The sequence below is a fragment of the Cohaesibacter celericrescens genome (assembly GCF_002866925.1).
In the GTDB taxonomy this organism is placed as follows: Bacteria; Pseudomonadota; Alphaproteobacteria; order Rhizobiales; family Cohaesibacteraceae; genus Cohaesibacter; species Cohaesibacter celericrescens.
In genome coordinates this window covers 303,512-316,281 of the sequence record NZ_PKUQ01000055.1, presented here as the reverse complement: position 1 = coordinate 316,281, position 12,770 = coordinate 303,512, and the positions used below count along the sequence as shown (strand labels likewise).

Sequence of the window (12,770 nt, the reverse complement as noted above, 5' to 3'; positions counted from 1 at the left end):
AGTCATTGTTTCGGGCGTATCCTGAATTGAAAAGCCGAACAACTTTTCAGGGATATACTCTATAGAGTTCACAATCTGGTTTGAGTAGGCGTATGCGTTCATTAGTATCTTCCCCGTCGCAATTCGACATTTCTTCAGCCGAGCAACCTGATTGGCTGGACACTATCCTCAAGGGAGACTGTATCTCCCAGTTGGAAAAACTTCCCAAACATTCGGTCGACGCAATCTTTGCCGACCCACCCTATAATCTTCAGCTTGGCGGCGGATTGACCCGTCCAGACCAGTCTGAAGTGGACGGAGTGACCAATGATTGGGATCAGTTTGAAAGCTTTCAGGCCTATGACGCCTTTACACGTGCGTGGCTATTGGCTTGCAAACGCGTATTGAAACCCACTGGCACTGTCTGGGTGATTGGCTCCTACCATAATATTTTCCGCGTTGGTGCGATCATGCAGGATCTGGGATTCTGGATGCTCAATGATGTTGTTTGGTTGAAAACCAACCCGATGCCTAATTTTCGTGGCAAGCGCTTTACCAATGCGCATGAGACCATGATCTGGGCCAGCCGCGACAAGGATGCCAAGGGTTACACCTTCAACTATGAAGCCCTGAAGGTGATGAATGACGACACCCAGATGCGTTCTGACTGGACCCTTCCAATCTGCACCGGTCATGAACGCCTGAAAGGCGACGACGGTAAGAAGGTTCATCCGACCCAAAAACCGGAAAGCCTGTTGTATCGTGTTCTGTTGTCGTCGACGAACCCCGGTGACGTGGTGCTTGATCCATTCTTTGGGACCGGCACAACAGGGGCTGTGGCCAAAAAACTCGGTCGCCACTTTGTCGGTGTCGAACGCGACAGTGACTATATAAAAGCTGCCAATGCCCGCATCGATGCTGTTGTGCCGATTGACCTGTCTTCTCTTCAAACCACCCAAAGCAAGCGCGCCGCACCCCGCATTCCGTTTGGTCGTTTGCTGGAAAATGGCATGCTGCAACCCGGTGCCGTATTGACCGATAAAAAGGGCAAACTGTTCGCCATGGTTCGAGCGGATGGTTCATTGGTATCCGGCGCGCACACGGGTTCAATTCACAAAGTCGGCGCGGGCGTTCAGGGCCTAGAAGCCTGTAACGGTTGGACCTATTGGCATTTCGACAATAACGGCACACGTGAACCGATTGACGCCCTGCGCCAAATCATTCGCGACGCGGCCTAATTCTTTCTCTTACCACGAACAACGCGTTGTTCGCCTTAAAAAGATTAACCCAAGGATATGTTCTGAGTTCCACACTTTTGGTGAAGTCCTGAACAGGACCCGCGTTCGTCTGGCAAGGGTATTGCGTACCAGACAAATGGGACTTGTTCAGAAAAGACGCGACATCTGACCTTCACCTACCTACAGGCGGCCTTCGGGCCGCCTTTATTTTTCTAACGATCAATTGGCCTTTGCTGATAAAACATCCGCACGGTTTGATCTGATCGGCCTTCGGGCCGCCTTTATTTTTCCTACGACCATATGCAGTCAGCAAAATGTCCTTGACTTGGAGTTACTCCAACCCTGTAGCTAAAAGGAACGGAGGAAAGCATGAGGATCAAGGAAGCATCCAAATCAAGCGGGCTGAGCACCGATACGATCCGGTATTATGAGAAGGAAGGTCTTTTGCCTCCAATCAATCGGGACCGAAGCGGCCATCGCGCCTTTAGCTTGGACAATGTGCAATGGATGACGGTTCTTTATTGGCTGCGCAAAACGGGCATGCCGATGAGGGTCATGTCTCGCTATGCCCATCTGGTTCATTCAGGTGACCATACGATCCCCCAACGGGTCGCGATACTCACTGAGCATCGTGCACTATTGGCGGCGCGTCGGGCCGAACTGGATCGGTGTGAAGAGATACTGACCTACAAGCTTTCTGCCTATGAAGACGCTGAGAAAGGACCTCACCATGGCGACAACACAAATCAAGATTTGGAACGGTAAGATCGTGCCGCGCATCGGCATCGGCACTTGGGTTATGGGTGGCGAGCAATATGCCGATGGCAAGCCGACTGGCTGGTCAGGCGTCGATGATGCGGAATCGCTTCGCACCTTACACACAGCCTTTGATATGGGGGTGCGCATCATTGATACTGCGGACCAGTATGGCGCAGGGCACTCAGAGGAAATGATTGCGAGAGCCTTGTCCGAGACACATCTGGATCGCGACGATTTTGTACTATGCACCAAGGTTGGTATCCTATGCGATGCGGACACGGGCAATATCATCGGGGTGACTGATAAAGAGAGTGATATCAGCGCTGCAATCGATGCTTCCCTGAAGCGGCTCGGCGTGGATCAGATTGATTTGGTCAAATTCCATCTCAATCATCATGCCATTGATCAGTCCGAGGGTGTTTTCCGCGCCTTTTCCAATGCCTTTCACGCCGGAAAAATTGCCGGTTTTGGCTGGAGCAATGATGATGTTGAGGGAGCGATGGTCTATGCGGATATGGAAGGCTACGTCGCCGTTCAACACGATTTGAACCTTTTCTCACCGGCAGATGACATGCTGCGTGCGTGTGAGGCCCATGGATTGTGGGCTTTCAACCGCCAGCCTCTGGCGATGGGGCTTTTGACGGGGAAATATTCCAAAACCAGCTTGGGTGCCGGAAAAAACGATGTCAAAGGTAGCGGGTTTGACTGGCTTAAGTATTTCGAAGATGACGGCACGCCGTCCCTTCAGCTGTTGTCTTTGTTTGATACGGTTCGAGATCTGTTAACCAGTGATGGCAGAAGCCTTGCGCAGGGCGCACTTGGGTGGTGTTTGGCAAAGTCAGATCGCGCTATCCCGCTTCCCGGCTGCCGAACCGTCGCACAAGCCAAAGACAATTTTGGCGTGCTTGAGCATGGCCCTCTGTCGAGCGAGATCGTCACCCAGATTGATGCCCTGCTGACGCAGGACAGCTAATGCATGTTGGTGGCGGCGGCTTTTGGGTCGCCCTCACCCGTTTTTTTTGGTCCACGGCGCGATTTCCACATGTCATGCTGCAAACTCCACCACCTTACGAAACACCGTCGGTAGCGCTTCTCCATTGATATCCAGAGGCGTGGACCACCAACCGTCTGCCATAGGTGCTTTGTGCGATGTTGTCGCCTCATAGACATCCAGCAGCAAATGGAAATGCGTGAATGTATGGGTCACTTGGCCAGTCTTTTTATGAAACTTCAGACCATCCGGAGCATGTGACAATGCAGTGGCGAGATCAAACTGCTCACCGGTGTTTTTATCTGACCAATCTGTGGTTGGCACTTGCGCCATAGATGCCAGCAACCCCTTGGCAGGGCGTTTTTGTAGCCAGATGGCTCCGTCCGCGCGCCGGATTAGGAAGGCAACGCCACGTCGGGTTGGTTTTTGTTTTTTGGGGGCTTTGACAGGAAAACGCTCCATGTCTCCCGCCATCTCCGCCTCACAATTTGAGGTAAAAGGACAAAGCACGCAGGCCGGCTTTTTAGGGCTGCATAAGCTGGAACCCAGGTCCATCATGGCTTGGGCAAAATCACCGGGTCGCTCGCTCGGTGTCAATATGGCCATCTTCTGTTTGATGGGCTTTTTAGCGGCTGGCAAGGCATCTGCGATACGATACAGCCGCGAAACAATGCGCTCGATGTTGCCATCCACAACAGCAACCGGCATATCAAAGGCAATAGCGGCAATGGCAGCGGCGGTGTAATCGCCAATCCCCGGCAGCGCCTTCAGTCCTTCAATGGTTTGCGGGAAACGCCCACCATGGTCTGCGACGATGCTACGGGCGCATTTGTGTAGATTGCGAGCGCGGGAATAATAACCAAGTCCAGCCCACGCCCTAAGAATGTCATCTTCGTCAGCAGCAGCCAAAGCCTCAATCGTTGGCCAAGTATGCAGGAAGGCGACAAAATAGCTTTTCACAGCCCCAACCGTGGTCTGCTGCAGCATAATCTCGGATAGCCAGACATGATAGGGGTCTGGCAGTACACCGAGCGCTGCGTCAGCAGGAGAGACACGCCACGGCAGATCGCGGTGATGGCGGTCATACCAGTCAAGAAGAGCGGTTGATTGGGGTATTGGGGTCAATGGATCCTTGGGTCCTTCGCACGCGTAGAATCGCAAACCGGCAGTCTGCTGACCGCAGCAAAGGAAATCAAGACCACTCGAAACAGGAAGTAAGGATACGGCGCTCTTCCGGCTCAGTTATACAGGGCTAGACCAACGTGCTGAGAGATTCGGAAAGCGAGGATTTTTCAGTTTCCACTTCTTCACCATTTGCCGCAGCCCTTTGGGCCGTCTCATATTTTTCGGTCAAATGCTGAATGTAATTGATAAAGGTCTCTTTGCCAGACTGATTATTCACCTCTGCATCGATTTCTGCAAACGTGTCAATCGTGATTTCAGCGCCAGACATGAAAGAAACAAAGGGGTTGGCTGTAAGTCCCCCCGCAACATCCTGTTTCATTTGGTCTATGTAGCTGACAAACTCTTCTCGCGAGACTTGATCATCCCCATAGGTGTCGACCACTTCAAAATTGGCTTTGCTCATAATGGGGATAGCAGCCGCTTCATCAACATTCAAAGAGCCATTTTTATCGATATCATAAGTATCCATCATCATGTCGACGGCGTCAGTGGTTTGAAGCCGGAATATGGGTGAAAAACCTGATGCGACACCGTACATGGAATACTCTCCTAGAGCGTCAATAAATGGGTAACCCTATTAGTGTCTGAACAAGGTTAATTATTTATTTGCGTAAAGAGATCATTCACCATAAACCACCGCATTTCTGTTGGGCGCATCCCACCCGCTCCCGCTCCTGTTTTTATGCTAGGCCGCTTACCTGCATAAGGTTTAACTGGAAATTCGTCGCCAACCGCCTTATGTCTATAAGAACTTGTTTTCATTCACCTCAACTCATTGACCGGACCCGCCCATGCAATCCTTTTCTTCTTCGATGCCAGCCTCTTTTCAATCCGTCGCTCCCGCCAGTAGTCTTGTGGTTGGTGAGGGTGAGGACTTGCTGGAAAGCAACGGAATCGACAAAGAAGAAGTGCAACGCCTTTTGGAGCAAACATTGTCTGGGGCAGACGATGGGGAACTGTTTTTTGAACAGACCCAATCCGAGAGTCTGGTCTTTGACAATGGTCGTCTGAAAAGCTCGGCCTTTGATACAGGACAGGGCTTTGGTATGCGTGCGATTGCCGGCGAGATGGCCGGTTATGCGCATTCTGGCGAGATGGACATGGCTGCAATCAGGAGAGCCGCTGAGGCCGTGCGCAGTGTGGCAGACGGCTACGGTGGTGTTATGTCCGGGCCCCCTCCCCTTGCTAATCACAAGCTATATGAAGGATTCAATCCAGTTGATGACATGGGCTTGGGTGCCAAGATCGCGCTGCTCGAGGAGATCAATGCTTACGCCCGCGACAAGGATCCCCGCGTGCGGCAAGTAACGGCTTCGCTGTCTGGTAACTGGCGTCGGGTGGGTATATTGCGCGCCGACGGGAATTGGGTTGAAGATATTCGCCCTCAGGTGCGCATCAATGTATCTGTTGTCGTTGGAGAAGGTTCCAGGCAAGAAGCCGGCAGCCACGGCTTTGGTGGTCGCCAGCATTATGAGTTTTATCTAAAGGCCAATGGCCTTGAAGGCGGATGGCAAAATGCCGCGGATGAAGCGATCCGGCAGGCCCTGATCAATCTCAATGCGATTGATGCGCCAGCAGGCGAGCTGGATATTGTACTTGGGCCCGGTTGGCCTGGTGTATTGTTGCATGAGGCTGTGGGGCACGGTCTGGAAGGTGATTTCAATCGCCGGAAAAGCTCGGCTTTTTCCGAGTTGATGGGCCAGCAAGTCGCAGCCAAAGGTGTCACCGTTGTTGATGATGGCACCATAGGCAGCAAGCGCGGATCACTCAATATCGACGATGAAGGCACACCAACCCAGCGCACGACACTGATTGAAGACGGCATTCTGGTTGGCTATATGCAGGACCGCCAAAATGGACGTTTGATGGGCGGAGGCTCCACCGGCAATGGCCGTCGACAGTCCTATGCCCATTTACCGATGCCACGCATGACCAATACGATAATGGAGTCGGGCGACCATGACCCCGAAGAAATTCTAAAGTCGGTCAAGAATGGCCTTTATGCAGTGAATTTCGGCGGCGGTCAGGTGGATATCACGTCGGGTAAGTTCGTCTTTTCCTGCACTGAGGCCTATCTGATTGAAGACGGCAAGGTCGGTGCTCCGGTCAAAGGTGCCACACTGATCGGCAATGGCCCGGCTGCGATGAAACGTATTTCGATGATCGGGAATGACATGAAGCTGGACACCGGTGTTGGTACTTGCGGCAAACAGGGCCAAGGTGTTCCCGTGGGTGTCGGTCAGCCAACATTGCGGCTGGACGGGATAACAGTTGGCGGCACAAAAACCTAAGGCAATCGTGCCGCCTGATTATTCGGGAGAGGCCCCCGTTTTGGGTCGCTTACTTAAGCTGCAGCAACCTCGTTCAAGAATGTCTCGATCTGGTCTCGCAGGACATCCGTGCTATCTTTGAGCTGCTCAACTGAAGCGCCGACACTTTCAGCAGATGACGAGGTCACTTGAGCCTTGTCCGTTACATTCTGCATGTTGCTAGATGCGGACTGGGTACTCTGGGCCGCTTGCTGAACATTGTTGGCGATTTCACCTGTAGCAGCCCCTTGCTGATCAACAGCGGAGGCAATTGCAGAGGTGTAGCCATCAACTTCTTCCATGACTTGCGCAATTTTTGCAATGGACCCGACCGTTTCACGGCTGGATGATTGAATGGCATTAATCAACGAACTAATGTCTTCGGTCGCTTTAGACGTTTGGTTCGCCAGCTCCTTGACCTCGGATGCAACCACCGCAAAGCCCTTGCCGGCATCACCAGCGCGAGCAGCCTCGATGGTAGCATTGAGTGCCAACAAATTGGTTTGCTCGGCAATAGCCTGAATAAGACTGACAACTTCACCGATTTTACGGGACGCCTCGTCCAATTCAGCAACTTTGGCATTCGACGTTTTTGCGTCGTCGGATGCAATGGCAACCACTTCTTTACTGCGCACAGCCTGCTGCATGATTTCGTTGATTGAAGCAGTCAACTCTTCCGCTGCGGATGCGACGGTTTCGACATTGTTGGATGCGCTCTGGGAGGATCTCGCCGCCTCTATTGAACTTTCTTCCGTCTGTGCTGCAATTTCTTTTAGCTGACTGGCCGATTTTTCCATTTGTTCGGTCTGAGCGGATACAGATCCTAGGTTTTTGGACACGGCTTCGCGGAACTGGGTGATCAACCGGGTGGTGTTTTCAACCGCCATCAATCGTTCTGATGTTAGCTCTTTTTCTTGAACATTGAGACGATTGCGCTCAACCCCATTGAGGCGCAGGGTTTCAACTGCGCGGCTCATATCACCAATCTCATCATTTCGATCCGTACCAGAGATCTCAATATCGAGTTTGTCGTCTGCAATTGCCAGAATGTCTTGGTTCAATGCGGCGACCGGCTTGGCGATGGAACGCGCCAAATAGAAGCCGAAACCGGCAGTGAACACAATAAGAAGAGCGGCAATCCCAGAGCTTACCAGCGCAGCATTCAAATAAACTTCTTGAACATGCTGCATCAACACACCAGAACCAAGTACCCAGCCCCAAGGCTGGAACGCCTTGACATAGCTTAACTTATCACGATGGACACCCTTTGGATCCTTCCAAACATAGTCGACATAGGCGTCGCCCTGCTGCTTGGCCATGTCGACAAACTCTTTCACATGAAATTTACCATTGCCATCCTTGGACTGCAGCATGCTGGTGCCTTCGCTCGCTGGCTTGGCAGGGTGAACTTGGTTGATCCCTTCATAGTCAAAAACAAAGACATAGTCTTCGCCCTGATATCGCATGCCACGCAAAGCATCCTTGGCTCTTTTTTGAGCTTCTTCTTCGGATAGCTGACCATTCTTGGCCATCTGATAATGCTGATTTGTGACGTTGTAGGCCGCTTCAACAACGCTTTTGATTTCGTTGCGTTTGAAGGCGTCTAGATTCCCATCCAAGGTTTGCAGCTGGTAGACCTGCATTGCTATGAAGGATAGGGTGAAAAAAGCAACGAGCGCATAAAGCTTGCTCGATACAGAACGAAACAGGTTTGACATGGCGGGGTCCTCCTAATGAGGGGTGCGACTATTTAGGGCGTGTATGTGTTAAACTCAAATAGCCGAGTTGGTCTAAAAGTCACAGTAAACCTAGCTTCTACTTGTTAATTTTTGATTATTCACAAGCATTGAAATTGCAGAATCCTGCCATAAATCCAATCACACCAATGCTAGATTGCATCACGCCATCAGCTCGCGGACATGAGCCGATATTGAACAGCTTAAGGTGTCGAAAGTGACACATCTCGATCGGGAAAGAGGCTGTTTAAATTCAGGTTCGTTTGCATATGAGGGTATAGAGCCCGCTAACCGCGATAATGACGCTGCCAACGATGGTCAACATATCGGGTCTTTCAGCAAAGACTGTCACCCCTAACAGCACACCAAAAATCAGGCGGGTATAGCGGAAAGGCGCGACAATAGACACGTCACCGGACCGCATAGCACCCGTTAGGGCATTATAGGCCGTCACGCCAATTACGATTGCCGCAGCCAACTGCATGCTTACGGTCACATCAGGCCATGTGGCACCGCCTGTATAGGCGAGCGCAATGATGCCGGCTATCACCAGCATCAAAAATCCATACACACCCAACTGGTTGTTGGACATGTGAGGCGGTGCGGCGCGAGTGGCAAGATCTCGCCCTGCAAACCCCAACGTACCCAGAACCGCAAAAATTGACGCAGGCTCAAAGCCTTCAATGCCCGGTCTTAAAATGAGAAGAACGCCCAAGAACCCGATACTGATGGCAAACCAGCGTTTTGGTCCTACCCGTTCTCCGAAGAAAACGACGGCGCCAAGGGCAACAACGAGAGGCGTTGCCTGCAAGATAGCGGAGGCGCTGGATAGCGGCGTCAAAGCGATTGCTATGGTATAGAACAAACGACCGGCCACTTCACTCACCGAGCGCAACGCAAGGGTTTTACTGAACATGCGGGTGTCTAGGATTTGCTCGGAGCGGGCCATAGCCAACCCCATAAAAACCAATAGACCACCGCTACCAAACAGAATCAGCACTTCGCCCACGGGCAGTTGTTGCATGACCGATTTCAATAATGCGTCTTCGATGGCAAAAAAGGCCATAGCAAGAACCATCAACACACTGCCGCGCAAATGCGCGCTCATACTATTCAGCATCATAAGCTTTCATGAGCTTGCAATTGCCAACAGGCACCCGTCTTTATGGGGCCCGCATTCAAACCATCTATATGTTTTGAATGCACGGTTTCTAGAATTTATAGGTCGTGAAAATCATACCGGAGACTTGGTTATCCCGTTTGGACAACGGGCTCTCGGCGGCGTCACCAACAAGACGGCGATAGGTAACTGTCGACCCGATGATCACATGCTCGGTAACTGGCACATACAGACCGGCTTGCGCTGAAACGGATTTAAAACCGGCACTTGCCTTATGAGTGGCATAGCCTGATGTGGCCGATTGAGCCGCTGTGACACCAAAATAATCCTGCATATAATCCTTGTCGGCCCATTGAGCGGAGACGCCCAAACTGAGAGCCGGTTCCGTGAAACCATGTCCAGGAACGCTCTTGTCAGGACCACCTTGCGGCATTTCGCCGCCCATTAGCACAGACAGAGGCACGAATGTTTTAAGGCCAAAGTCAGCGGTGACACCTTTGGAGCCTGCAAAATATTTTGTAAGAGAGGAACTCGCTTTGACGAAGCCCAAGTCATAATCAAGAAATCCAGTGGCGGTCACACCACCCTTGATTTTCCCCATGCCGGCCAGCTCTGTTCTGCTGTCTTTTTCCTTGCGTCCAAAATCATAAGAAGCAGCCGCGCCAAATTTGAATCCGTTGCTGGAAAAAATATTGGCGCCCAATCCCTTCATCGGATTTAAAAACAGAGTGTCTTTCCAAACCACATCGACATAGGGCAACGGCGTGGCAGAAAACTTCTTGGAGCCTTGATATTTAGGGGCGATCATAACCCCACCGCCCAGCGTGACATCCCAATAGCTGGCATCCGTTAAGCCGCCCGCCATCAAAGTGCTAAATACATCTTCAGCCTGAACAGGTTTAAGGGAAAGCATCAACGCCACGGCCCCGACACCAAGAAACCTAGACGGCACAACAGATTTTTTTTCAAACATATCTATACTCCAACAAACCACACTCTTACGCAAAAGACCATCATCCGTAAAGCTTTACTATCCAGCGAAAAGTCTAAAAATTTATGCACGCGCTTTTCATGAACCACCTCGAAAAGACCTTGTTGATTTAAACAAGTGGCAAACTCAAAAGGCAACAGCATGCGCATCTTTGCATTAACCGATAGCCTTCTTTTCCTACGAAGCATTTGACCTTTCGGTTTACCTCAATTACAAGAGCCTCTCACCCCGTGACACAGGTGGCCTATTTGACGATGCTCAGCTTGCTGACGCGTTTGACAGGGGTATTGGCTTCAAGGCGCGGGAAACAACATTAGGATAGCCGGTCAGAAACCGGCAGGGATTTCCCGGAAAGCCTATCTATGACTGAATTTGCTGGCGTGCACCCTTCCCTCGGGAGTGCACTGACTAAACGCGGCTACGAGACACTTACATCTGTACAATTGGCTGTCATCGAAGAAGAAGCCAAGGGGCGCGACCTTTTGGTTTCGGCTCAGACTGGCTCAGGCAAAACCGTTGCCTTTGGTTTGGCCATGTCCGAAACCTTATTGAATGAACAAGGACGCCTGCCACAAGCAGCCGAACCTTTGGCGCTGGTGATTGCACCAACCCGTGAATTGGCGATGCAAGTCAAAGCCGAGTTGACATGGTTGTTTGCGCCTTGTCGCGCCGAGATTGCTTCCTGTGTGGGCGGAATGGACATTCGCGCAGAGCGCCGGACATTGGCACGTGGTTGTCACATTTTGGTTGGTACACCGGGTCGTTTGCGTGACCATTTGGAACGTGGATCTCTGGATCTCTCCACATTAAAAATTGCGGTTCTCGACGAAGCGGACGAGATGCTGGATCTGGGCTTCAAGGAAGATCTGGAGTTTATTCTCGCCACCGCGCCTTCAGAGCGTCGTACCTTTATGTTTTCCGCGACGGTGCCAAAACAAATTGCGCATCTCGCCAAGACCTATCAGCGCGATGCGTTGCGCATCAGCACAGCCGAAGAACGCAAACAGCACACCGATATCGATTATCATGCCCATCTTGTCGGCGCGAAAGACAAAGAAAAAGCCGTCATAAACGTGCTGCGCTATTATGAAGCGCCAAGCACCATGGTTTTCTGTGGTACCCGTGAGATGGTTCGTCATCTTTCGTCACGGCTTTCCAACAGAGGCTTTGCCGTTGTTGCCCTGTCTGGGGAATTGAGCCAAGCCGAACGCACCCACGCACTGCAAGCCATGCGCGACGGCCGCGCTCGTGTGTGTGTCGCGACAGACGTGGCGGCTCGCGGTATCGATTTGCCTCATCTGGACCTTGTGATCCATGCGGATCTGCCTAACAATTCCGAGACATTGTTGCACCGTTCAGGCCGCACAGGCCGCGCGGGGCGCAAAGGCAACTGCGTTGTCATTACACCACACAACAAACGCCATGTGGTCAATCGCCTGTTGAAATTCGCGAATGTCCGCGTCAACTGGGGCCCTGTACCGGGACTTGACGACATTCTGTCACGGGATCAAGAACGCATTTTCGCCCTGCCTGCCTTGCAAGTTGCCCCTGAAGGCGACGCATTGGAAGCGGCTCAGAATCTGCTTTCCAAATATCCTCCTGAACAAATTGCTGCGGCCTTCTTGGCCAGCCAGCAAAGCAAAAATCCGTCCCCTGAAGAAATTGTCGATGTAGGCGGAAACTTTGAAGAACGGTCTGCTCCACGCGAACGGTCTGATTTCGAAGGTGGTATCTGGTTCCGTGTCAATGCAGGTCGCAAACAGAAGGCTGAGCCAAGATGGCTGTTGCCGATGATTTGTCGTGTTGGCGGTTTCACCAAGAAAAAAGTCGGCTTCATTCGTATTCTCGACACTGAAACGGTCTTTGAGCTTTCTCCTGATGTTGCTGACCTGTTCAAAGATGTGACAGAAGCTGAAGGTACTGGCGAAAAAAGCCTGCGGATCGATAAAATCGGCGCCCGCCCAGACAGCATCTCCGGCCCGAGCGGCACCAGACCTGGTCCACGCGGCAATCGTCGCGGTGCTGGGGATGACAAACCACGGCGTGGTGGTGGCAAACCCTATGAAGGGCGCGGCAATAAGGGCGGCAAGCCATTCCGCGGCAAGCCCAGCGGCAAACCTGCTGGTAAAAAAGGTGGTAAAAGCTACGATCCGATGAAGAGTTAATCGGGTTAATATCTGACCGCCAATGCCCAAACTTAGGTGTTTGATTGCTTCACGAGTGTCGAATCATTGATACTCGTGAAGCGCTCAATACCCGCTCTTGCCGGTGCATTGAAAAACATCACTGTTTGTTGAAGTCCCAATATGGCAAAGCCGCCGCTGCGCAAGAATAGTTTCATTCTAAATTTCACCGCCAACAGCTATCATTAGGGTACTTCGGAACTTCGGAACTTCGGAACTTCGGAACTTCGGAACTTCGGAACTTCGCTTGAATTGTATGAAGCCCTGCTGGAGCGAGGC

10 protein-coding genes are annotated in these 12,770 nt (G+C 51.7%); 5 read left to right on the top strand and 5 right to left on the bottom strand.

Features of this window, described 5'->3' with window-relative positions; all coding sequences use genetic code 11:
- The first annotated feature begins 92 nt into the window (after positions 1 to 92).
- From C0081_RS22440 to C0081_RS22430, 3 genes are all read left to right on the top strand, one after another.
- Positions 93 to 1,217 carry a site-specific DNA-methyltransferase gene (locus C0081_RS22440; protein WP_101535957.1) on the top strand — a complete coding sequence of 375 codons (1,125 nt, stop codon included), beginning with the start codon at positions 93 to 95 and terminating at the stop codon, positions 1,215 to 1,217.
- 369 nt (positions 1,218 to 1,586) lie between these two features.
- Complete coding sequence (locus tag C0081_RS22435; protein ID WP_101535956.1) at positions 1,587 to 1,982, top strand: MerR family transcriptional regulator; 396 nt, start codon at positions 1,587 to 1,589, stop codon at positions 1,980 to 1,982.
- Positions 1,948 to 2,949: an aldo/keto reductase gene (locus C0081_RS22430; protein WP_180967022.1), complete on the top strand. Its 1,002-nt coding sequence runs from the start codon at positions 1,948 to 1,950 to the stop codon at positions 2,947 to 2,949. Before C0081_RS22435 ends, C0081_RS22430 begins: the two co-directional genes overlap by 35 nt.
- A 72-nt stretch (positions 2,950 to 3,021) precedes the next feature.
- On the opposite strand, the gene mutY is transcribed toward C0081_RS22430, so the two are convergent.
- The gene (gene mutY / locus C0081_RS22425) at positions 3,022 to 4,083 is read right to left on the bottom strand and encodes an A/G-specific adenine glycosylase (RefSeq protein WP_101536067.1); all 1,062 of its coding nucleotides are present in this window, start codon (positions 4,081 to 4,083) and stop codon (positions 3,022 to 3,024) included.
- Positions 4,084 to 4,219: 136 nt separating this feature from the next.
- Positions 4,220 to 4,690, bottom strand: a complete 471-nt coding sequence (locus C0081_RS22420; protein WP_101535954.1) for an EF-hand domain-containing protein — start codon at positions 4,688 to 4,690, stop codon at positions 4,220 to 4,222.
- A 274-nt stretch (positions 4,691 to 4,964) separates the two neighbouring features.
- On the opposite strand from C0081_RS22420, the gene tldD reads away from it, so the two are divergent.
- On the top strand, positions 4,965 to 6,443 hold the full coding sequence (gene tldD / locus C0081_RS22415) for a metalloprotease TldD (protein WP_101535953.1): 1,479 nt from the start codon (positions 4,965 to 4,967) through the stop codon (positions 6,441 to 6,443).
- 53 nt (positions 6,444 to 6,496) lie between these two features.
- Here tldD and C0081_RS22410 read toward each other — a convergent pair whose 3' ends face one another.
- From C0081_RS22410 to C0081_RS22400, 3 genes are all read right to left on the bottom strand, one after another.
- Entirely contained in the window at positions 6,497 to 8,179 is a 1,683-nt protein-coding gene (locus tag C0081_RS22410; protein ID WP_101535952.1) for a methyl-accepting chemotaxis protein, read from the bottom strand.
- Between the two features lie 271 nt (positions 8,180 to 8,450).
- Positions 8,451 to 9,320, bottom strand: a complete 870-nt coding sequence (locus C0081_RS22405; protein WP_245418026.1) for a DMT family transporter — start codon at positions 9,318 to 9,320, stop codon at positions 8,451 to 8,453.
- Positions 9,321 to 9,408: 88 nt separating this feature from the next.
- Positions 9,409 to 10,290: a MipA/OmpV family protein gene (locus C0081_RS22400; RefSeq protein ID WP_101535951.1), complete on the bottom strand. Its 882-nt coding sequence runs from the start codon at positions 10,288 to 10,290 to the stop codon at positions 9,409 to 9,411.
- Positions 10,291 to 10,670: 380 nt separating this feature from the next.
- Here C0081_RS22400 and C0081_RS22395 point away from each other — a divergent pair, with 380 nt between their 5' ends.
- The gene (locus tag C0081_RS22395; RefSeq protein ID WP_101535950.1) at positions 10,671 to 12,473 is read left to right on the top strand and encodes a DEAD/DEAH box helicase; all 1,803 of its coding nucleotides are present in this window, start codon (positions 10,671 to 10,673) and stop codon (positions 12,471 to 12,473) included.
- Positions 12,474 to 12,770 lie beyond the last annotated feature (297 nt).

Bases quoted from the DNA above. Each gene is read 5' to 3' on its own strand.
- C0081_RS22440 (WP_101535957.1), top strand. From the start codon at position 93: ATGCGTTCATTAGTATCTTCCCCGTCGCAATTCGACATTTCTTCAGCC.
- C0081_RS22435 (WP_101535956.1), top strand. From the start codon at position 1,587: ATGAGGATCAAGGAAGCATCCAAATCAAGCGGGCTGAGCACCGATACG.
- C0081_RS22430 (WP_180967022.1), top strand. From the start codon at position 1,948: ATGGCGACAACACAAATCAAGATTTGGAACGGTAAGATCGTGCCGCGC.
- C0081_RS22420 (WP_101535954.1), bottom strand. From the start codon at position 4,690: ATGTACGGTGTCGCATCAGGTTTTTCACCCATATTCCGGCTTCAAACC.
- tldD (WP_101535953.1), top strand. From the start codon at position 4,965: ATGCCAGCCTCTTTTCAATCCGTCGCTCCCGCCAGTAGTCTTGTGGTT.
- C0081_RS22410 (WP_101535952.1), bottom strand. From the start codon at position 8,179: ATGTCAAACCTGTTTCGTTCTGTATCGAGCAAGCTTTATGCGCTCGTT.
- C0081_RS22405 (WP_245418026.1), bottom strand. From the start codon at position 9,320: ATGATGCTGAATAGTATGAGCGCGCATTTGCGCGGCAGTGTGTTGATG.
- C0081_RS22400 (WP_101535951.1), bottom strand. From the start codon at position 10,290: ATGTTTGAAAAAAAATCTGTTGTGCCGTCTAGGTTTCTTGGTGTCGGG.
- C0081_RS22395 (WP_101535950.1), top strand. From the start codon at position 10,671: ATGACTGAATTTGCTGGCGTGCACCCTTCCCTCGGGAGTGCACTGACT.